An 18,131-nucleotide genomic window follows, 5' to 3' on the forward strand; every position below is an offset into this window, starting at 1 on the left:
ATGCCGGCAGCATTTTGAACGTTGCCAGCAGCTGCCCCACAGGGGCGAGTCTCATGGATGAGACGAGTTTTCCGGTACCGCGTAGCGGCGTGATTTCCCGCGAAAAGCCAGGGGCCACCGGGCGAGGGCGATTGATCACCCCGTGTCGGGCGCGTGCGATGTACGATGCAAATAATGGCGTGGGTTAACGCGCACGAAACACTCACTGTACGAACAAAAAGACTTGGCCTAAATTTGAGCGGACTTCTGAATGCGAAGGAAGGTTTGTGTCTACAGGCAAAACGCGAGCAGCTTACGAGAGAACCCCGGCTTACGCCGGGAATGATAGACTAGGCCTGTGCGGCAATGGTTTGAATACGCTGTGCCAGTGCGGACAAGCCGCTGGCGCGTGAGGCGCTGAGCTGAGCGCGCAGGCCAAGTTGGTCAAACAGGGACAACGGATCTTGCCCAAACAAATCGGCAGCCTGCTTGCCTTCTACCGCTGTGAGCAATACGGCTAACAAACCGCGCACGACTCGCCCGTCGCTATCACCGTAAAAGTGTAATCGGCCATCCTGCTGTTTCTCATAGCCTAACCAGACCCGATTTTCACAGCCGGACAGGGCGATGGTGTCGTTTTTCAACGCCTCCGGCAGAGCAGGAAGCTGTTTGGCCAGCAGGATCAATTGCCGATAACGCTCTTCCCACGAGCGGCAGGCATTGAAGGTGTGCTGTAAGGTCTCTGCCGTAATGGTACTGCCAAAAGGGTGAGTGGTGTGCTCTGTTATGGTGTAAGCCAGTTCCATTGTTCGTCAATCAATCTCGCAGTAAATCCAACGCATTGCCAACCGCCGTTACCAACGCAGTGACATCATGCTCGTTATTATACGGCGCGAACGAGGCGCGCACTGCGCCATCAAGTCCGAGTGCCGCGAATAACGGTTGAGCGCAATGGTGCCCGGCGCGAACGGCAATCTGCTGCTCCGCAAGAAGCGTTGCCAGATCGTTCGGATGTACGTCGTCCAGGGCAAACGACAGAATGGCCGCGTTGGGACTGCGCAGTGAGCGAAAACCGGGGAAGCGCGCCAACTGCTGTTCAGCCAACTGCGCCAACCCTTGGCTATATTGCTCCGCAGCGCGCCAGTCATAGCCTTGCATCCATGTCAGCGCAGCGCCTAACCCGAGCACTTCGGCAATCGCCGGGGTGCCCGCTTCAAACCGCTGAGGAATGGCCTGTGGCGTAAATCCATCAAAAGAGACCGCGCTCATCATTTTCCCTCCGCCGTGCCAGGGCGGCATGGATTCCAGTAGGTTGGCCTTGCCGTACAACACGCCAATACCGGTCGGGCCAAAAAGTTTGTGGCCGGAGAAGGCGTAAAAATCTATATCCAGTGCTTGTACATCCGGAGCGCCGTGCACAATACCTTGTGCGCCGTCGATCATCACCACGGCTCCTGCCTGATGCGCCAGCGCAATCGCTTTTGCCAGATCGGGTTGGCCCCCTGTCACATTCGACATCTGGCTCAGTGCCAGCAGACGCGTGCGTGGCGTGATCAGGTCGGCTAACGCCTCCAGATTCGGTCGCGCATCCACACCTATCGGCAGCTTGACGATGCGAGCATCGGTTTGCTGCGCCACCATCAGCCAGGGAATGAGGTTGGCATGGTGCTCCGCTTCGCTGACGATGATCTTATCACCCGGCTGCAAACGAGGACGTGCATAGCTTTGTGCCACCAGATTAATGGCTTCTGTCGTTCCGTGCGTCCACACGATGCAACGCGGATCGTTGGCATTAAGCAAGGCGGCTACTGCGCATCGTACCTGCTCGAACCGCGCCGTCACCTGCTGTGCATGAGCGTGTTGACTGCGGTGCACATTGCCGGTCTCGGCGGTGTAATACTGCGAGATGGCATCAATGACCGGCTGGGGCTTGAGCGCCGTTGCTGCGCTGTCCAGATAAACGCCGGATTGTGCGAGCGCAGGGAAATCATTACGAAAGGTTGCGGGATTGAATGCTGTCATGGTGTTCCTCTTCTGGCAGACGATCCTGTCGCATTTTTCACGGGGAAACAAGTTTTAGGACGATCCCTAAACGCATATTGAAATGCTTTTGCTAGGCTTATAGCTAAACGACTTAATTTTGATTACATTATTTAAATGAGCTATTCAATTGATTTTAGACGTAAAGTGATATCTACACGGAAAAACGAAGGGTTGAGTATCCGAGAAACAGCGAAGCAATTTCGGATTGGCCCTGCCTCTGTATCGCGTTGGATTAATCAAATAGAGTCAAAAGCATCGACCACGCGTCAGCGAAAGATCGATAAATCCGAGTTGATAAAAGATGTTGAACAATATCCAGATGCTTACCAAAAAGAACGTGCAGAGTGTTTTGGCGTTTGTCAGAAGGCCATTTGGCAAGCGCTTAAAAAGCTGGGATTGACCTATAAAAAAAACTCTACGTCATCCGAAAGCCGACGAAAACGCCCGGCAGGGATTTCAACAAAAAAAACAACAGTATGAAAAAGAAGGTAAGCCTATTGTTTTTATTGATGAAAGTGGTTTTTCACACGATGCCCCACGGACTCACGGCTATTCCCCAAAAGGTCAACGGTGTTTTGGCCTGAAGAACTGGGGAGCTAGGGGAAGAACAAATGTTATCGGCGCTTTATTAGGCACAACGCTGTTTGCTATCGGATTATTTGATATCAATATTAACAGCGATGTTTTCTATGCCTGGGTCACACAAGTCCTTATCCCAGTACTCCCTAAAAACAGTGTAATCATGATGGACAATGCCACTTTTCACAAAAAACATAATATTCAACAAGTCATCATCGATGCAGGGTATATGGTGGAGTATTTGCCTACATATTCGCCAGATCTTAACCCAATTGAGCATAAATGGGCACAAGCAAAAAGCAAAAAAAGAGAGATGGGTTGCGATACAGAGAGTTTGTTCTCAGTCCATATGGTGTAATCAAAATTAAGTCGCTTGGCTATAACACTGTTGATAAACGGAACTATCGTTCGGCAGTAGCGAAATAAGTAACTTAAAAATTTACTTGGAGTACACTATGAAGAATAAAATAGCAATTATTGCCATCGCAATGGCCGCACTCTCTTTGACTGCCTGTTCGAGTAATTATGTGCTGCATACCAATGACGGGCGCACCATTGTCGCGGAAGGGAAACCAAAAGCGGACGAGGATACCGGAATGATCCGCTATATCGATGCCTAAGGTCACGAACAGCAGATCAACCGCGATAACCTGAGGAAAATGGTAGAGGCCAAGTAGTTCTCCTCCGGTGTAACCTGTGTCTCGATTCCCGCACTGCCATTTCATGGCTTACCCATTCGGTAAGGCAAATCTGAAATGTCAGCGCGAGAATTGTCATTTCTGGCGCCCGGCGATTCGGCGTCTGTCAGGCAAAAAAAAGCACCGCTAAAAAGCGGTGCCACATAAAAATCACTATGGACAGACAGGGTAAATGTACAGGAAGTGAAAGGTAGCCTTGGCTACCATGTCTGAAAGGCAGACAATAAATAGCAAACACAACATCACAACCACAAGCCAAAAGCACTTCAGGAAACGCCTGCCGCACCTTTCGTTCCGGCTCAAGGAAGTGGCGCTAATATAGGTATTTGCTGGTGCATCCTCAACGGACAAATTATAATGTCTCGGATAAAAAAAACTAATGGCTGGAACGGTGCTGCCTCCATGCACCTCTTAGGAAAAAGAAGAACATTACCCTATGTCAAAGCGACTCCCTCCGCTCAATGCGTTGCGTGTATTTGATTCTGCCGCCCGCCACCTCAGCTTCACCAAAGCGGCGGAGGAACTGTTTGTCACTCAGGCAGCTGTCAGTCATCAAATCAAGTCATTAGAAGATTTTTTGGGACTCAAGCTGTTTCGTCGCCGCAATCGTTCTTTGCTGCTGACGGAAGAGGGTCAAAGCTACTATCTTGATATAAAAGAGATCTTCTCTTCACTCAACGAAGCGACGCGCAAGCTACAGTCACGCAGCGCCAAAGGCGCATTGACGGTCAGTCTGTTGCCCAGCTTTGCTATCCATTGGCTGGTGCCGCGATTATCGAGTTTCAATGCGGAGTTTCCGGGGATTGATGTGCGAATTCAGGCGCTAGATCGCCAGGAAGATCGCTTGTCAGATGATGTGGACGTGGCGATTTTTTACGGGCGCGGTAACTGGCATGGGTTGCGCGTGGAAAAACTCTATGCCGAGTATCTGTTTCCCGTCTGTTCTCCGGTATTGCTAACGGGCAAACATCCGCTTAAAACGCCACAGGATCTGGCTGGGCACACTTTGTTGCATGACGCGTCTCGCAGCGACTGGTTGGCCTACACCCGACAGCTTGGCGTGCAGATCAACGTGCAACAAGGGCCGATATTCAGCCACAGTGCCATGGTGTTGCAGGCGGCGATTCATGGGCAGGGGGTCGCTTTGGCAAATAACGTCATGGCTCAGACCGAGATTGAAGCGGGTCGGTTAGTGTGTCCGTTTAACGAGGTATTGGTCAGTAAAAATGCTTTTTATCTGGTTTGTCATGACAGTCAGGCTGAACTGGGTAAAATAGCCGCCTTTCGCCACTGGATTTTGGCGCGTGCGGCAAGCGAGCAAGAGAAGTTTCGTTTCCGTTATGACAACGCCGCACGTTGACGTGTGGCGCTTTTGATTCGATTTACTGTGAAAAATACGATGAACAGTCGTTTTATGCTGATGTTTTCCGCGATCAGCGGGTTTGTTTTTGTGGCGTTGGGCGCCTTTGACGCTCATGTGCTTAGCAAATCGCTGGGCGTAGCCGAAATGGCCTGGCTAAAAACCGGGCTTGAATATCAGGCGTTTCATACGCTGGCGATCCTGGCGCTGTCGGTATTGATGCGCCAGCGTCGTAACCTGTGGTTTTATTGGAGCAGCATTGCGTTGGCACTTGGCACCGTGCTGTTTAGCGGCAGCCTTTATTGTTTGGCGCTGTCGCACCTGAGGTTTTGGGCGTTTGTCACGCCGGTTGGCGGTCTTTTTTTCCTGACCGGATGGGTATTGATGTTGATTGGCGTGCTGCGCCAGACAAGAAAGGCGAAAAGTAATGAATAAGGTAATTTTATATTGCCGCCCCGGTTTCGAAAAAGAGTGTGCGGCAGAGATAACGGAAAAAGCCACCGCCCACGAGGTTTTTGGTTTGGCCAGGGTTAAAGAAAACTGTGGCTATGTGATGTATGAATGCTATCAGCATGAAGATGCCGATCGGTTGATCAAAACATTGCCGTTTGATGCGCTGGTTTTTGCCCGTCAATGGTTCGTTTGCGGTGAGTTGTTGCGCGATTTGCCGCCGGAAGATCGCATTACCTCGATCGTCGGCATGCTGACCGGGGCGATTGAGCGGGCAGGCGAGCTGCGCGTTGAAGTACCTGACACTAATGAAAGCAAGGAACTGCTGAAGTTTTGCCGCAAGTTCACCGTGCCTTTGCGCGCCGCACTGAAGGAAAACGGCATTCTGCTGCCGTATGAAAAGGCCTCTCGTCCGGTTGTCCATGTGCTGTTTATTGCCCCAGGGCATTGCTATGTGGGTTATTCCTACAGCAATAACCACTCGCCATTTTACATGGGTATTCCGCGCCTGAAATTTCCTTCAGATGCGCCAAGCCGTTCTACGTTGAAACTGGAAGAGGCGTTTCACGTTTTTATTCCGGCGGATGAGTGGGATGAGCGTTTGGCAAGCGGCATGTACGCGGTGGATTTGGGGGCGTGCCCCGGCGGTTGGACCTATCAACTGGTGAAACGCAGCATGATGGTGCATGCCGTGGATAACGGCACCATGGCGCAAAGTTTGATGGATACCGGGCAGGTGACCCACCACGCCGTGGATGGTTTCCGCTTCGAGCCACCGCGTAACAACATCACTTGGCTGGTGTGCGATATGGTGGAGAAACCGGTGCGAGTGGCTAACCTGATGGCCTACTGGTTGGTGAAGGGGTGGTGCCGGGAAGTGATATTCAACCTCAAGCTGCCAATGAAAAAACGTTATGAGGAAGTGACGCAAAATCTGGCGTTGCTGAGCGAGCGCTTGAGCGAGAATGGCATCAATTTTGAGATTCGTGCTCGCCAACTGTATCACGATCGCGAAGAGGTGACGGTACACGCGCGGCGTATATGGGGCGCGGTGCCGGGACGGCGCGACGAGCGTTAAGCGCAGCGCCAAACGTGTTGCTCTCCATTAATGCGCCGCTGTCACAGCGGCGCGTTTATTGCCCCGTAGTCAGTCGTAGCTGCTGTAAATTCCCTTCCAGTGCCAAATCTATACGTAAAGTTGCTACCTGACGGCTGACAAAGGCCATCTCACGCTGTGATTCCAGCTTGCTTCGCCATTTTTCCGGCACCGTATCCAACTGCTGGTAGAGCTGTTCCAAGCTTCCGGCTTGGGCAAGCAACTGACTGGCGCTCTTCGGGCCAATCCCCACCACCCCAGGTATTTTGCTGTTGCTGATGCCTGCCAATCCCCAAAAATCAGGCAGTTGCTGCGGTGAGACGCCAAACTCCTGTGCGATAAAAGGCACATCCAGCCAGCGCTTTTGAAAATAATCACGAATCTTAATGGTGGGGGCCAGCAGTTGGCAGTAGCCCTTGTCGGTCGAGATAATAGTTGCCTGATGGCCTGCGTGGGCGACTTTTGTGGCGAGCGTTGCCGCCAAATCATCGGCTTCATTACCTGGCGTATGCCAGCAGGGGATGCCCATTGATACCAGCGCTTGCCGTATTTGCGGCAGCTCAAGCGCCAGATTCTCAGGCATGGGAGGACGGCCCGCCTTATAGTCGGGCAAAAACTGGTGCCGCCAACTGTCGGCGCGCTGTTCATCATCAAACACCGCGACGGCGTGGGTTGGCTGACTATGCTGTAGCAGTTGGGTCACCGCGTGCTGACAGGCCGACACGCAGGGCGAACCCTGTACGGCATGGATACGACGAATCAGGTTTAATGCATCGATAATCAGCAAATGTACAGGCATCAGGCGGTCCCGGCGTGAAGCGTGGTGAAGGTGGCGGAAAAATCCGGTTTTCCCGCCAGTATGGCATCAGGTGCAGATTTCATAGCAAGGGATGTAGGCGCTGCCCGGCAGCTTCATCCTTTGCTGCGCGACGAACCCTTGCAGCAGTTTATCCATGCTTTGCATCAGTTGTGCATCGCCGTGGATCTTATACGGGCCGTGCTCCTCAATCGCCTGAATGCCGACTTCTTTGACGTTGCCCGCCACAATGCCAGAAAACGCCTTGCGCAGCGCAGAGGCCAGCGCTTCCGGTGCTTGATTGGGATGCAGATTGAGGTTTGCCATATTCTCGTTAGTCGGCTCAAACGGTAATTGCAGATCGGGGGCGATACGCAATGACCAGTTGAAGCTATAGGCATCACCGGTATGGCGGCGATGTTCTTTCACCTGCGGCATCGCTTTTTTCATCTGCCGCGCCACTTCCGCTGCATCATCAATGATGATGGAGTAGTAACGGCGCGCCTGACGGCCCAGCGTCGTGATGATAAATTCATCCAGAACATGGAAGTAATCGGCACTTTCCTCCGGTCCGGTCAGGATTATGGGCAGCACCTGCTCGCTGTTTTCCGGGTTCATCATGATACTCAGCAGGTAGAGGAACTCTTCCGCTGTGCCGACCCCACCGGGGAAAATAATGATACCGTGCCCGATGCGCACGAAGGCTTCGAGGCGTTTTTCGATATTAGGCATGATGATAAGTTCATTCACCAGCGGATTTGGCGGCTCAGCGGCGATGATGGACGGTTCCGTCATACCAATAAAACGGCCTTCTTTATAGCGCTGCTGCGCATGGCCGACAGCGGCACCTTTCATCGGTGCTTCCATCGCGCCGGGGCCGCAACCGGTACAGATGTTCAATTCGCGCAGACCTAATTGGCTACCGACTTTTCGTCCATAGAGGTATTCGGTCTCATTGATGGAGTGGCCACCCCAGCACACCACCATGTTGGGCTCTTCCCCGACGTGCAGCGCACGCGCATTGCGCAAAATGGAAAAGACCAGATTGGTAATGTGGGCACTGTTTTCCAGATTCAGGTTCTGGTAGCGCTCTGCTGAGGTGATTTGCCCGTTAACAAACAGAATATCGCGCAGCACGGCGAACAGGTTGGCCTGCAATGAACGGATAATGTCGCCATCGACGAAAGCGTCTTCCGGGGGATTGACCAACTCCAGTTTCACGCCGCGCTCACGGCGCAACACGTTGATATCGAAATCTTCGTAGCGGGATAGCAGCTCTTTGCTGTTATCGGTTTGGCTGCCGGAATTCAGTACGGCAAGCGAACAGTTGCGGAATAAACGGTAAAGATCGCTGCTGGCCGTGCTTTTCAACATGTCCACTTCCAACTGCGATAACAAATCCATAGACCCTAACGGGCTGATATGTGTAATCAATTTTACTCCTTGAGAAGGCTTTGTTGAATAATTTAACCGTTTGATTTACATCTTCTTTAGTTAGAATGCATTTACAGAGAATGTATTTTGTTAGAACGACAAATCAAATAGTTAGCACAATAAATAGCATTCCGAGAGGAAAAATTAGTCGTTGAAATTTTATAATGCTTATATAAATCAGTATCTTAAATTATTCAACAAAGCCCCTTGAGAACGCAGTGTATAACAACAAAACTTCCAGGCTATCCCTTGTCGCCGCCGGGGTGGCAAGACGCATAACGCTGATTTTATGTATCACTCCACCTTAACCTGATGGTATCAGTTTTTCCAATAATGCCGTTTCTGAATGGCGATATTGTATCGTATCCCGCACTATTGTCGGGGTAGGCGAGCGGTGTTTGCAATAAAGTCGGTGTTGCTACGCCAGGGATTGATGTCCAGCCCACCACGACGCGTATAGCGCGCGTAAACGGTCAGTGCTTCTGGCTGGCAAAAACGCATCAGGTCGTTAAAGATACGCTCCACACACTGCTCATGGAACTCATTGTGGTGGCGAAAGGAGACGATGTAGCGCAACAGGGCTTGTCTGTCGATACGTTTGCCCCGGTAGTGTATTTGCACCGAGCCCCAATCCGGCTGGTGAGTGATCAGGCAGTTGGATTTGAGCACATGGCTCACCAATGTTTCTTCAACAATGGGGCTCTGCGTGTGGCAGGCGTTGGCGAGATAGTCGGCATTGAACGCATAATCCGCGATCTGAATATCCAGTCCGTCAATGCATTCCCCTTGGAATTGGCCCAACGTTTGTCCCTGAAAGGCATCCAGCGAGAACAGCGTCACGCGCACCTTACCCTGTGCACAGGCGGCCAGATCGCGCGTTAGCGTCTCTTCTACCCGTTGCCAATTTTCAAATACCGCTTGATTGAAGCTGTTCAGATAGAGTTTGAAGCTTTTGGATTCGATAAGGTTTGGGCTATCGGCCTGCAAATGCATTTCGCCGACGGCAACCTGCGGCACCCCGTTGGGCGCCAGCCAGGAGAGTTCGTATAATGTCCAGATATCTTCACCGTGAAACGGCAAATGCGCGGCATCAATGCCCAACGGGTAGCGGTTTAAACTGCGTGGAACCGCTTGTAATAAGTCCGCATCGTAGCTGTCGTGGTAAGATGTGGGTTTTCCCAACGTTAACGCACTGAGCGCATCGTGTTTGTCAGAAGTGGACATAACATGCCTTTGCAAAGTAAAAACGATATGCAGTAGTGTAACCGACTCGCCCAGTGAAGAGAAAAAAGTATGGATGACAATGTGCAGCACGCGCTCCAGGGGTTTACCCAGCGCTACATGGCGGCCTGGCAGCAAGCCTATGACCATTTGCCAACCAGTGAGGTGTTGTACGGTGTTGCTTCACCCTGCGCGGTGGAAAATGACGGTGAGCGGGTATTTTGGGCGCCTCAGCCTGTGGCCGAGGGCGCGGCGCTCGACGGCGTGTCGCGTGCGCTGACTATTGCGCTGCATCCTGACGCTGAAGCCTTTTTTACCATGCAGTATGCTGGGGATATGTAGGCGCGCTTTGCGGATATCGATTGCCTGTTGCTGCAATCGTGGAGCGAGGATGATTTTGTGCGTATGCAGGAAAATCTGATCGCGCATTTACTGACACAAAAGCGGCTTAAGCTGCCGCCGACGCTGTTTTTAGCCACGAAGGAATCAGAAATGGCGCTGATCTCGTTATCCAATGTCAGCGGTGAAGTATGGCTTGAAACCTTTGGTACACGTGAACATCGGGTGTTGGCTCCCTCTTTATCCGTGTTCCTGCAACAGTTGCAACCGAGAGTATGATGATGGCTGCCTGCGTTATCTGGCGGATATGCGTGTAAGAGATTGCACTGGTCAAGTAAATCAGGACACTTTTTTCTCAGCCATTTGTTCATAACGCACCGGAGACAGATCCCCGTTAGCGGCATGATGCCTGTCTAGGTTGTAGTAGCGGATATACGTCGCCACATCCTGCTCCATGTAAGCCCGTGTTGGCTGGGGTACCAGCAGCAACCATTCATGTTTCAGACTGCCCCAGAAGCGCTCCATCACCGCATTATCCCAGCAGGCACCCAGCCCCATTCCCAGTCGAAACGCAACAAAACGGTAGGGCATTATGCCGCCTGTAAGTGCGTTAAAAATACCTCATTTGGAGAACGATAACCCAGCGATTTTCGGCCTCGCGTATTGAGCAGGTGTTCGAGTGCTGCAACCTTGCGATGGGTGACATAATTGAAGTCCGTTCCCTTCGGGTAAAAACGCCGTATCAGCCCGTTGGTATGCTCATTCAACCCGCGTTCCCAGGAATGATATGGCCGGGCAAAGTAGACCGGTGCCCCCGTGACTTTTGTAATTTCCCCGTGCTGGGAAAATTCAGAACCGTTGTCAGCAGTCAGGGTTTTAAACTCGCAGAAGGTATTGGCAACGATGTCCCTGAAGGCCGCTACCACTGTCTCTGCTCGCTTGTTGGGCAGTTTGCGAATGATGACCAGCTTGACGGCTTTATCGACCACCGTCAGCAGGAATGATTTCTGATCTTTGCCAAAGATGGTGTCAATCTCGAAATGCCCGGGTTCCTGCTTGAGGTCAGCAACGGCCGGCCGCTGCTCAATGCCAACACGGTTGGGAATAGGACCGCGTTTGTTCTCATCGGTCTGATAGTTATACCGTTTACCCCGATGAGGGAGCTGCTGATACAGCTCACCGCCGGCCCGGCGCTCCTGCTGGATATAGCGATAGAGCGAGTTCTTGCTGACGGACAGGCCAAATTCCAGGACCAGGCGCCCACTGATGACCTCAGGTGAGGTGTGGGTAGACAGCGCCGTTCTGATAAAGTCCTGAATGTGCGGTTCAAGCTGGTTAATCACGCTGTCCGGCCGTGTTTTCTGCCGCCGCCCTCTGGCCAACGTTTCGGCCCTTCTGCAGGAATAGACCCCGTTGAAAGCGGCGTCGGTATTGCGTCTGAGTTCCCTGCTGATGGTAGAACGAGGAAGCTCCAGTTCCCGGGCGATGGTGGCCTGGTTAACCCCATCACCACGCCGCTTTTCGATGTAGAACCGTTCTTTGTGAGTCAGATGTTTTCCCTGCATGCAACGGGATCTCCAGTAGGGCCAGAACGGTGATTTTATCCGACTCTGGCCAGTGGGTCACTTTGTTGCGTTTCGAGTGGGAATGGGGCTCCACGTCTCCCATACTGCTCCTCAGCCTGTAGCTGCTCAGCAGCGCCTGAAAGCGTTGTCCCGTGTACTGCGCCCCCCTGTCCGTATGCACCACCAGGCCCGGCGGGGGAGTTCGCAGGTTATATGCCTTCATCAGGGCCCCGCAGACTAGCGATGAGGTCATCCGTCTGTCCACCTGCCAGCCCACTATCTGCCGGGAGTACAAATCCATAATAGCCGCCAGATATAGCTAAACGACTTAATTTTGATTACATTATTTAAATGAGCTATTCAATTGATTTTAGACGTAAAGTGATATCTACACGGAAAAACGAAGGGTTGAGTATCCGAGAAACAGCGAAGCAATTTCGGATTGGCCCTGCCTCTGTATCGCGTTGGATTAATCAAATAGAGTCAAAAGCATCGACCACGCGTCAGCGAAAGATCGATAAATCCGAGTTGATAAAAGATGTTGAACAATATCCAGATGCTTACCAAAAAGAACGTGCAGAGCGTTTTGGCGTTTGTCAGAAGGCCATTTGGCAAGCGCTTAAAAAGCTGGGATTGACCTATAAAAAAAACTCTACGTCATCCGAAAGCCGACGAAAACGCCCGGCAGGGATTTCAACAAAAAAAACAACAGTATGAAAAAGAAGGTAAACCTATTGTTTTTATTGATGAAAGTGGTTTTTCACACGATGCCCCACGGACTCACGGCTATTCCCCAAAAGGTCAACGGTGTTTTGGCCTGAAGAACTGGGGAGCTAGGGGAAGAACAAATGTTATCGGCGCTTTATTAGGCACAACGCTGTTTGCTATCGGATTATTTGATATCAATATTAACAGCGATGTTTTCTATGCCTGGGTCACACAAGTCCTTATCCCAGTACTCCCTAAAAACAGTGTAATCATGATGGACAATGCCACTTTTCACAAAAAACATAATATTCAACAAGTCATCATCGATGCAGGGTATATGGTGGAGTATTTGCCTACATATTCGCCAGATCTTAACCCAATTGAGCATAAATGGGCACAAGCAAAAAGCAAAAAAAGAGAGATGGGTTGCGATACAGAGAGTTTGTTCTCAGTCCATATGGTGTAATCAAAATTAAGTCGCTTGGCTATACAGCCAGCCTTCACCGGTCTTCAGATACGTGATGTCACTCGCCCACACCTGATTTGGCCCCGGCGGGTTAAAATTCTGGTTCAGCAGGTTTGGGGCCACCTCTGCACCCGGGCGGGGTTTTGTCGTGACCTTATAAGTCCGGCGCTGTCGGCAGACCAGCCCCTCTTCCTGCATGAGTTTCCTCACCCGCCAGCGGCTGATTATGATGCCTTCTCCACGAAGCCTTTTGACCAGCGTCCGGCTTCCTGCTCCCTGCCTGCTGGCGGCGAACAGCGCCTTTAACCTGACCCGGACCTCCACGTCTTTTTGCAGCGGTTCGGCGGGCTTTTTTCGCCATGCATACCAGGCAGAGGCCGTCACACGCATGACCCGACAGAGTGTACGAACGCTGAAGTCAGTGGCATTGTCGAGAATGAACCGGTATCTCACGACATATGTTTCGCGAAGAAGGCACTCGCCTTTTTTAGTATCTCCTTCTCTGTACGTAACTCTTTGTTTTCCTTTTGTAACCGTTTTAACTCTGCACGTTCATCATCGCTGAGTACGCCGTTGCTCTGCTCGCGTGCCAGCGAGACCCATGTATGCAGGGTTTTGTTGCTTATGCCCAGCGATGCTGCTGCCCTGGCTATCGTATAGCCCTGCTCTGTTACCAGGGCAACGGCTTCCTTTTAAACTCAGGGGTAAATTGTCGTTTATGGTTCACTAAACACCTCCGTTTTGGATGTAAGTTTAGTGTCCTGATTATTCAACCACTACAGATATAGCCAACCGACTTAAAAATGATTACATCCTATGCCCTGATATGCGGCAAAGAAGCATAGCTGGCTGTTATCAAAATAATGTCGCTTGGCTATATCTTACATTTATTGTGAGATATCTCTGTGTTTTCCCGCTTTTACGCACTGTTTTTTATTTTTTCCCTTTTTAATTAAAGGATTATATCTTTCTTTGCATTAAGGGTTTCTGCGTAAATATAAGCAAAAATCTGAACAGGGTCTTGCTGTTCGTCGCCATTTAATACATCTTAGTAACCGGTTACAGGATGTATCACTTTATCGCTAAATGTGGTGAAGAAGGATAACGGCTTCAGGATGAAACCAAGGACACCTCCAGGAAGGAGATTGAGAGCAGTTACGGAGTAGCGGTGGGGCAGGAGCCTGAAGGGAATATCTTCACGGAAGATGCAGGAAGAACGGTCAGGACGAAAGTTGGACGCTTGCACGGAGAGCTGGTTAGGATAACCGCCAAGGAAAAGTTTTCACGGATGAGCAGGGACGCAGTGGTGTAGCGGGAAAGCTATAAAACGAACCGGGGGCACTTAATATCAGTGCCCCCAACTTTTTTGTAGCAAAGTATCCGTTAACGCTGTGCAGACACTGCTCTTTATTAAACTAGTTGCTGAATAGAGACTTGCATTTTTTGTCAGGCTATTGAGAATAAAAAGAGGTTTAACTTAGAGAATAAAGGTTTGAAATGATCAACAAAGAGCGGTTGTTACGAGATAATCGTTTATGTAAAGCAATCATTGGATTATCAGTCGAAGAATTGAAAAATTTAGCCGCTGAATTTTCAGCTTGTTATTTGATTTATCGGAAAAAGAATCGAAAAGATCACGAGCGGCAGATGGGTGCAGGGCAGAAAGGATTTATCCCAACCCCATTAGATAAACTGCTTTTTATTTTATTGTATTTAAAATGGGCTTTGTTGAATAAATCGAACTTTCAGGGGATCGCCGGATCAAAGCACTATCATCGCTCCCGATAGCAGCTCCCCATGGCAAAGCAAAAGTTTAAAATCACCAACTGGCCCACCTACAACAAAGCACTCAGACAACGCGGCTCCCTGACGGTCTGGCTTGATGAGTCGGCCATCGCTGCATGGACTGACAGTTCTTCGCCTGAAGGTCGTGGTCGGCCGCTTTACTACACCGATATGGCTGTTACCACGGTTTTGATGATAAAGCGCGTGTTTAACCTGTCGCTCCGGGCATTACAGGGCTTTGTCGACTCGGTTTTTACACTGATGAGCCTGCCACTGCGCTGCCCGGACTACTCTCTGGTCAGTCGGCGGGCAAAAACCGTCAGTATCAGCATAAAAACGCCAACGCGTGGTGAAATCTCGCATCTGGTCATCGACAGTACCGGTCTGAAGGTCTTTGGCGAAGGTGAATGGAAAGTCAGGCAGCATGGGGCTGACAGACGAAGAGTGTGGCGCAAGCTTCATCTGGCAGCAGACAGTGCGACGCATGAGATTATCTGTGCCGACTTATCGCTCAGCGGAACGACAGATGCGCAGGCACTGCCGGGCCTGATTAACCAAACCCACCGAAAAATCAGGGAAGTGTCAGCAGACGGTGCTTATGACGCCCGTTACTGCCACGATGCGTTGCTAAGAAAGAAAATCAGGCCCCTTATCCCGCCGCGAAGCGGAGCCAAATACTGGCCGGACAAGTACCATGAACGTAACCATGCGGTGGCGAATCAGCGTCTGAGCGGGAGTAATGATATGTGGAAAAAGAAAGTGGGTTATCACCGGCGTTCAGTGGCAGAAACAGCGATGTTCCGCATAAAAACTTTGCTGGGTGGCCATCTGAGCCTGCGTGACTATGAGGCTCAAGTAGGTGAAGCCATAGCGATGGTCAAAGCGCTGAACCGTATGACGTTGTTGGGTATGCCACACAGCGTCAGGATAGGATAACAGGTGTAGCAGAGGGAGTCATCCTGTCGGCTAATTCTGATTTATTCAACAAAGCCACAAAAAAAGATTAATTTTCCTAAAAACAAAACACACACATAAAAATAGATATATATAAAAAGATACAAATCAACAATCTAAAACAGGCCTCGACGTCAAAGGAAAGTTTAAAATAAGAAAACTCCACCACTCACTAAGAATTTTCCATATTAATTTACAGAACTGCACCAAAATAGACACGGCAAAAATGTTATCGACACATTCAATAACGGAAAAAATTAACGATACTTTAGCAGTATAGCCAAGCGACTTAATTTTGATTACACCATATGGAGTCTGTAAAGAATTTTGTGTAAATGGCTCCATTGCTTAACCGGAGATTCGTTCTCCATACATCAACATGAATTGGCTCATAGCAGGTTTCCAGTCTCTGATTGGCAAGGTCCATTTAGCAGAGATATTATGCAAGGCTAGATAGAGTAATTTTATCACCGAGTCATCCGTTGGAAATATTCGTCGCGTTTTCGTTATCTTGCGCAATGAAGCATTTAACGACTCTATCGCGTTGGTGGTGTAGATAACCTTGCGGATCTCCGGCGGAAAGTCAAAAATGACGATGAGACGTTCCCAATTATTTCTCCACGACGGGCTGATCGTCGGGAACTGTTCATCCCATTTGGCCGCGAAGGCATCCAGGGCCTCTTCAGCGCCCTCTAGCGTTGCGGAACTATAGATGGTGCGCAGGTCAGCAGCAACGGCCTTACGCTCTTTCCAGCCGACGTAGCGCAGCGAGTTCCGCACCTGATGCACAATGCAGAGCTGTACCCGCGTATGCGGGTAAACAGCTTCAATGGCATCAGGAAAGCCTTTCAGGCCATCGCAGCAGGCGACGAAGATGTCCTTTAGCCCACGATTTTTCAGTTCTGTCATCACAGATAACCAGAACTTGGCCCCCTCAGTTTTGGCTATCCATAGCCCCAGCAGCTCTTTTTCGCCCTGGCCGTTGACGCCGAGGGCCAGATAAACAGACTTGTTGGCCACGGCTCCGCCGTCCTGGCTTTTGACAACAATACAGTCAAGGTAAACAATGGGATAAAGCGCATCCAGCGGCCGTTGCTGCCAGCGCTTAACTTCATCCATCACAGCATTGGTCACTTGAGAAATGAAGCCAGCGGAAACATCGACCCCGTAGACTTCTTTAAAGTGTGCCTGAATATCACGGGTTGATAACCCTCTGGAATAGAGAGAAATAATGCGGTCATCGAAGCCGTTAAGCTGTTTTTCGTGCTTACCGATCAGTGTCGGCTCGAAGGTACTGTTGCGGTCGCGCGGAATATCGAGCTCGATCTCCCCATTTTGGCTACGTACGCTCTTGGATGTCTTGCCATTGCGTGAGTTGCCTGAATGATTACCAGCCGGGTCATGCTTAGCATACCCAAGGTGCATCTCCATCTCAGCTTCAAGAACCCGTTCCGCCAGTCTTTTAGTCAGCACCTTGAGTAGGCCTGATTCACCCAGCAGATCCTGAGGGGAGTGACAATCTTGAAGCAGTTGGTCAATAAGTTCGTTGCTGATAGGCATTTTGTTATCCTTTGAAGGTTTTCCTCAAAATGCCATTTACACAGATTATTTTACAGTCTCACCATATGGACTGAGAACAAACTCTCTGTATCGCAACCCATCTCTCTTTTTTTGCTTTTTGCTTGTGCCCATTTATGCTCAATTGGGTTAAGATCTGGCGAATATGTAGGCAAATACTCCACCATATACCCTGCATCGATGATGACTTGTTGAATATTATGTTTTTTGTGAAAAGTGGCATTGTCCATCATGATTACACTGTTTTTAGGGAGTACTGGGATAAGGACTTGTGTGACCCAGGCATAGAAAACATCGCTGTTAATATTGATATCAAATAATCCGATAGCAAACAGCGTTGTGCCTAATAAAGCGCCGATAACATTTGTTCTTCCCCTAGCTCCCCAGTTCTTCAGGCCAAAACACCGTTGACCTTTTGGGGAATAGCCGTGAGTCCGTGGGGCATCGTGTGAAAAACCACTTTCATCAATAAAAACAATAGGTTTACCTTCTTTTTCATACTGTTGTTTTTTTTGTTGAAATCCCTGCCGGGCGTTTTCGTCGGCTTTCGGATGACGTAGAGTTTTTTTTATAGGTCAATCCCAGCTTTTTAAGCGCTTGCCAAATGGCCTTCTGACAAACGCCAAAACGCTCTGCACGTTCTTTTTGGTAAGCATCTGGATATTGTTCAACATCTTTTATCAACTCGGATTTATCGATCTTTCGCTGACGCGTGGTCGATGCTTTTGACTCTATTTGATTAATCCAACGCGATACAGAGGCAGGGCCAATCCGAAATTGCTTCGCTGTTTCTCGGATACTCAACCCTTCGTTTTTCCGTGTAGATATCACTTTACGTCTAAAATCAATTGAATAGCTCATTTAAATAATGTAATCAAAATTAAGTCGTTTAGCTATAGCAACCTCAACAATTTTCACCAGCCACACTGAAAAAAAATGGCACAATAGTCACCGTAGGTAATTATCGTATTTTCATCATTGCGATCCGTAACCCTGCCCATCGTTTGTACATCATCTATCTAAATTACGATACGCTTCGCGCAGGAAAAGGCTGGTATCAGAATCAGATACATTTTCCAC

The 18,131-nt window shown here is 49.9% G+C and carries 21 protein-coding genes and 3 pseudogenes; 11 read left to right on the top strand and 13 right to left on the bottom strand.

Features of this window, described 5'->3' with window-relative positions; all coding sequences use genetic code 11:
- Positions 1-329: 329 nt before the first annotated feature.
- Entirely contained in the window at positions 330-785 is a 456-nt protein-coding gene (gene csdE / locus ACQGXV_RS19415) for a cysteine desulfurase sulfur acceptor subunit CsdE (protein ID WP_440862803.1), read from the bottom strand.
- Positions 786-795: 10 nt separating this feature from the next.
- Positions 796-2,001, bottom strand: coding sequence for a cysteine desulfurase CsdA (gene csdA / locus ACQGXV_RS19420; RefSeq protein WP_440862804.1), 1,206 nt, complete (start codon positions 1,999-2,001; stop codon positions 796-798).
- 135 nt (positions 2,002-2,136) lie between these two features.
- Between csdA and ACQGXV_RS19425 the strand changes: the two genes are divergently transcribed.
- From ACQGXV_RS19425 to rlmM, 6 genes and pseudogenes are all read left to right on the top strand, one after another.
- Positions 2,137-2,502 (top strand): IS630 transposase-related protein, encoded by a 366-nt coding sequence (locus ACQGXV_RS19425; RefSeq protein WP_440862805.1) that lies wholly within the window; start codon positions 2,137-2,139, stop codon positions 2,500-2,502.
- Positions 2,426-2,959, top strand: a complete 534-nt coding sequence (locus ACQGXV_RS19430) for an IS630 family transposase (protein WP_440862665.1) — start codon at positions 2,426-2,428, stop codon at positions 2,957-2,959. The genes ACQGXV_RS19425 and ACQGXV_RS19430 overlap by 77 nt, the downstream gene beginning before the upstream one ends.
- A 97-nt stretch (positions 2,960-3,056) precedes the next feature.
- Positions 3,057-3,218: pseudogene (locus ACQGXV_RS19435) on the top strand (YgdI/YgdR family lipoprotein); the annotation flags it as partial.
- Between the two features lie 517 nt (positions 3,219-3,735).
- Complete coding sequence (locus tag ACQGXV_RS19440) at positions 3,736-4,659, top strand: transcriptional regulator GcvA (RefSeq protein WP_440862806.1); 924 nt, start codon at positions 3,736-3,738, stop codon at positions 4,657-4,659.
- Positions 4,660-4,698: 39 nt separating this feature from the next.
- Positions 4,699-5,094, top strand: coding sequence for a DUF423 domain-containing protein (locus ACQGXV_RS19445; RefSeq protein WP_440867516.1), 396 nt, complete (start codon positions 4,699-4,701; stop codon positions 5,092-5,094).
- Positions 5,087-6,187 (top strand): 23S rRNA (cytidine(2498)-2'-O)-methyltransferase RlmM, encoded by a 1,101-nt coding sequence (rlmM, locus tag ACQGXV_RS19450; protein WP_440862807.1) that lies wholly within the window; start codon positions 5,087-5,089, stop codon positions 6,185-6,187. Before ACQGXV_RS19445 ends, rlmM begins: the two co-directional genes overlap by 8 nt.
- 55 nt (positions 6,188-6,242) lie before the next feature.
- Here rlmM and xni read toward each other — a convergent pair whose 3' ends face one another.
- From xni to queF, 3 genes are all read right to left on the bottom strand, one after another.
- Positions 6,243-7,004 carry a flap endonuclease Xni gene (gene xni, locus ACQGXV_RS19455; RefSeq protein WP_440862808.1) on the bottom strand — a complete coding sequence of 254 codons (762 nt, stop codon included), beginning with the start codon at positions 7,002-7,004 and terminating at the stop codon, positions 6,243-6,245.
- Positions 7,005-7,070: 66 nt separating this feature from the next.
- Positions 7,071-8,435, bottom strand: coding sequence for a nucleotide 5'-monophosphate nucleosidase PpnN (gene ppnN / locus ACQGXV_RS19460; RefSeq protein WP_440862809.1), 1,365 nt, complete (start codon positions 8,433-8,435; stop codon positions 7,071-7,073).
- A 372-nt stretch (positions 8,436-8,807) separates the two neighbouring features.
- On the bottom strand, positions 8,808-9,659 hold the full coding sequence (gene queF, locus ACQGXV_RS19465) for an NADPH-dependent 7-cyano-7-deazaguanine reductase QueF (RefSeq protein WP_440862811.1): 852 nt from the start codon (positions 9,657-9,659) through the stop codon (positions 8,808-8,810).
- Positions 9,660-9,728: 69 nt separating this feature from the next.
- On the opposite strand from queF, the pseudogene syd reads away from it, so the two are divergent.
- Positions 9,729-10,274, top strand: a pseudogene (syd, locus tag ACQGXV_RS19470) (SecY-interacting protein).
- 60 nt (positions 10,275-10,334) lie between these two features.
- Here syd and ACQGXV_RS19475 read toward each other — a convergent pair.
- The 3 genes and pseudogenes from ACQGXV_RS19475 to ACQGXV_RS19485 form a co-directional block, all read right to left on the bottom strand.
- Positions 10,335-10,586: an integrase core domain-containing protein gene (locus tag ACQGXV_RS19475; RefSeq protein WP_440862812.1), complete on the bottom strand. Its 252-nt coding sequence runs from the start codon at positions 10,584-10,586 to the stop codon at positions 10,335-10,337.
- Entirely contained in the window at positions 10,586-11,560 is a 975-nt protein-coding gene (locus ACQGXV_RS19480; RefSeq protein ID WP_440862690.1) for an IS30 family transposase, read from the bottom strand. Before ACQGXV_RS19480 ends, ACQGXV_RS19475 begins: the two co-directional genes overlap by 1 nt.
- 91 nt (positions 11,561-11,651) lie before the next feature.
- A pseudogene (locus tag ACQGXV_RS19485) lies at positions 11,652-11,879 on the bottom strand (DDE-type integrase/transposase/recombinase); the annotation flags it as partial.
- A gap of 32 nt (positions 11,880-11,911) precedes the next feature.
- On the opposite strand from ACQGXV_RS19485, the gene ACQGXV_RS19490 reads away from it, so the two are divergent.
- A complete protein-coding gene (locus ACQGXV_RS19490) occupies positions 11,912-12,277 on the top strand; it encodes an IS630 transposase-related protein (RefSeq protein ID WP_440862584.1) in 366 nt (121 codons plus the stop codon).
- Positions 12,201-12,734 carry an IS630 family transposase gene (locus ACQGXV_RS19495; protein WP_440862665.1) on the top strand — a complete coding sequence of 178 codons (534 nt, stop codon included), beginning with the start codon at positions 12,201-12,203 and terminating at the stop codon, positions 12,732-12,734. The genes ACQGXV_RS19490 and ACQGXV_RS19495 overlap by 77 nt, the downstream gene beginning before the upstream one ends.
- A gap of 6 nt (positions 12,735-12,740) precedes the next feature.
- Here ACQGXV_RS19495 and ACQGXV_RS19500 read toward each other — a convergent pair whose 3' ends face one another.
- Together ACQGXV_RS19500 and ACQGXV_RS19505 are read right to left on the bottom strand one after the other, a co-directional pair.
- Positions 12,741-13,124: an IS3 family transposase gene (locus tag ACQGXV_RS19500; protein WP_440862813.1), complete on the bottom strand. Its 384-nt coding sequence runs from the start codon at positions 13,122-13,124 to the stop codon at positions 12,741-12,743.
- A gap of 59 nt (positions 13,125-13,183) precedes the next feature.
- On the bottom strand, positions 13,184-13,411 hold the full coding sequence (locus tag ACQGXV_RS19505) for a transposase (RefSeq protein ID WP_440867517.1): 228 nt from the start codon (positions 13,409-13,411) through the stop codon (positions 13,184-13,186).
- An 820-nt stretch (positions 13,412-14,231) separates the two neighbouring features.
- Here ACQGXV_RS19505 and ACQGXV_RS19510 point away from each other — a divergent pair.
- A complete protein-coding gene (locus ACQGXV_RS19510) occupies positions 14,232-14,522 on the top strand; it encodes a hypothetical protein (RefSeq protein ID WP_440862814.1) in 291 nt (96 codons plus the stop codon).
- Between the two features lie 9 nt (positions 14,523-14,531).
- Positions 14,532-15,455: an IS5 family transposase gene (locus ACQGXV_RS19515; RefSeq protein ID WP_440862815.1), complete on the top strand. Its 924-nt coding sequence runs from the start codon at positions 14,532-14,534 to the stop codon at positions 15,453-15,455.
- 366 nt (positions 15,456-15,821) lie between these two features.
- Here the strand turns inward: ACQGXV_RS19515 and ACQGXV_RS19520 are convergent, their stop codons facing one another.
- The 3 genes from ACQGXV_RS19520 to ACQGXV_RS19530 are packed head-to-tail and all read right to left on the bottom strand — an operon-like array spanning position 15,822 to position 17,912.
- On the bottom strand, positions 15,822-17,033 hold the full coding sequence (locus ACQGXV_RS19520) for an IS256 family transposase (RefSeq protein ID WP_440862551.1): 1,212 nt from the start codon (positions 17,031-17,033) through the stop codon (positions 15,822-15,824).
- A 50-nt stretch (positions 17,034-17,083) separates the two neighbouring features.
- A complete protein-coding gene (locus tag ACQGXV_RS19525; protein WP_440867518.1) occupies positions 17,084-17,623 on the bottom strand; it encodes an IS630 family transposase in 540 nt (179 codons plus the stop codon).
- A complete protein-coding gene (locus tag ACQGXV_RS19530) occupies positions 17,547-17,912 on the bottom strand; it encodes an IS630 transposase-related protein (protein WP_440862584.1) in 366 nt (121 codons plus the stop codon). Before ACQGXV_RS19530 ends, ACQGXV_RS19525 begins: the two co-directional genes overlap by 77 nt.
- Between the last annotated feature and the right edge of the window lie 219 nt (positions 17,913-18,131).

The organism is Symbiopectobacterium purcellii (assembly GCF_052050035.1).
GTDB lineage: Bacteria > Pseudomonadota > Gammaproteobacteria > Enterobacterales > Enterobacteriaceae > Symbiopectobacterium > Symbiopectobacterium purcellii_A.

Bases quoted from the DNA above. Each gene is read 5' to 3' on its own strand.
- ACQGXV_RS19500 (WP_440862813.1), bottom strand. From the start codon at position 13,124: ATGCGTGTGACGGCCTCTGCCTGGTATGCATGGCGAAAAAAGCCCGCC.
- ACQGXV_RS19475 (WP_440862812.1), bottom strand. From the start codon at position 10,586: ATGCCCTACCGTTTTGTTGCGTTTCGACTGGGAATGGGGCTGGGTGCC.
- ACQGXV_RS19510 (WP_440862814.1), top strand. From the start codon at position 14,232: ATGATCAACAAAGAGCGGTTGTTACGAGATAATCGTTTATGTAAAGCA.
- csdE (WP_440862803.1), bottom strand. From the start codon at position 785: ATGGAACTGGCTTACACCATAACAGAGCACACCACTCACCCTTTTGGC.
- ACQGXV_RS19490 (WP_440862584.1), top strand. From the start codon at position 11,912: ATGAGCTATTCAATTGATTTTAGACGTAAAGTGATATCTACACGGAAA.
- queF (WP_440862811.1), bottom strand. From the start codon at position 9,659: ATGTCCACTTCTGACAAACACGATGCGCTCAGTGCGTTAACGTTGGGA.
- rlmM (WP_440862807.1), top strand. From the start codon at position 5,087: ATGAATAAGGTAATTTTATATTGCCGCCCCGGTTTCGAAAAAGAGTGT.
- ACQGXV_RS19425 (WP_440862805.1), top strand. From the start codon at position 2,137: ATGAGCTATTCAATTGATTTTAGACGTAAAGTGATATCTACACGGAAA.
- ACQGXV_RS19440 (WP_440862806.1), top strand. From the start codon at position 3,736: ATGTCAAAGCGACTCCCTCCGCTCAATGCGTTGCGTGTATTTGATTCT.
- ACQGXV_RS19520 (WP_440862551.1), bottom strand. From the start codon at position 17,033: ATGCCTATCAGCAACGAACTTATTGACCAACTGCTTCAAGATTGTCAC.
- ACQGXV_RS19445 (WP_440867516.1), top strand. From the start codon at position 4,699: ATGAACAGTCGTTTTATGCTGATGTTTTCCGCGATCAGCGGGTTTGTT.
- ACQGXV_RS19480 (WP_440862690.1), bottom strand. From the start codon at position 11,560: ATGCAGGGAAAACATCTGACTCACAAAGAACGGTTCTACATCGAAAAG.
- ACQGXV_RS19515 (WP_440862815.1), top strand. From the start codon at position 14,532: ATGGCAAAGCAAAAGTTTAAAATCACCAACTGGCCCACCTACAACAAA.
- ACQGXV_RS19530 (WP_440862584.1), bottom strand. From the start codon at position 17,912: ATGAGCTATTCAATTGATTTTAGACGTAAAGTGATATCTACACGGAAA.
- xni (WP_440862808.1), bottom strand. From the start codon at position 7,004: ATGCCTGTACATTTGCTGATTATCGATGCATTAAACCTGATTCGTCGT.
- csdA (WP_440862804.1), bottom strand. From the start codon at position 2,001: ATGACAGCATTCAATCCCGCAACCTTTCGTAATGATTTCCCTGCGCTC.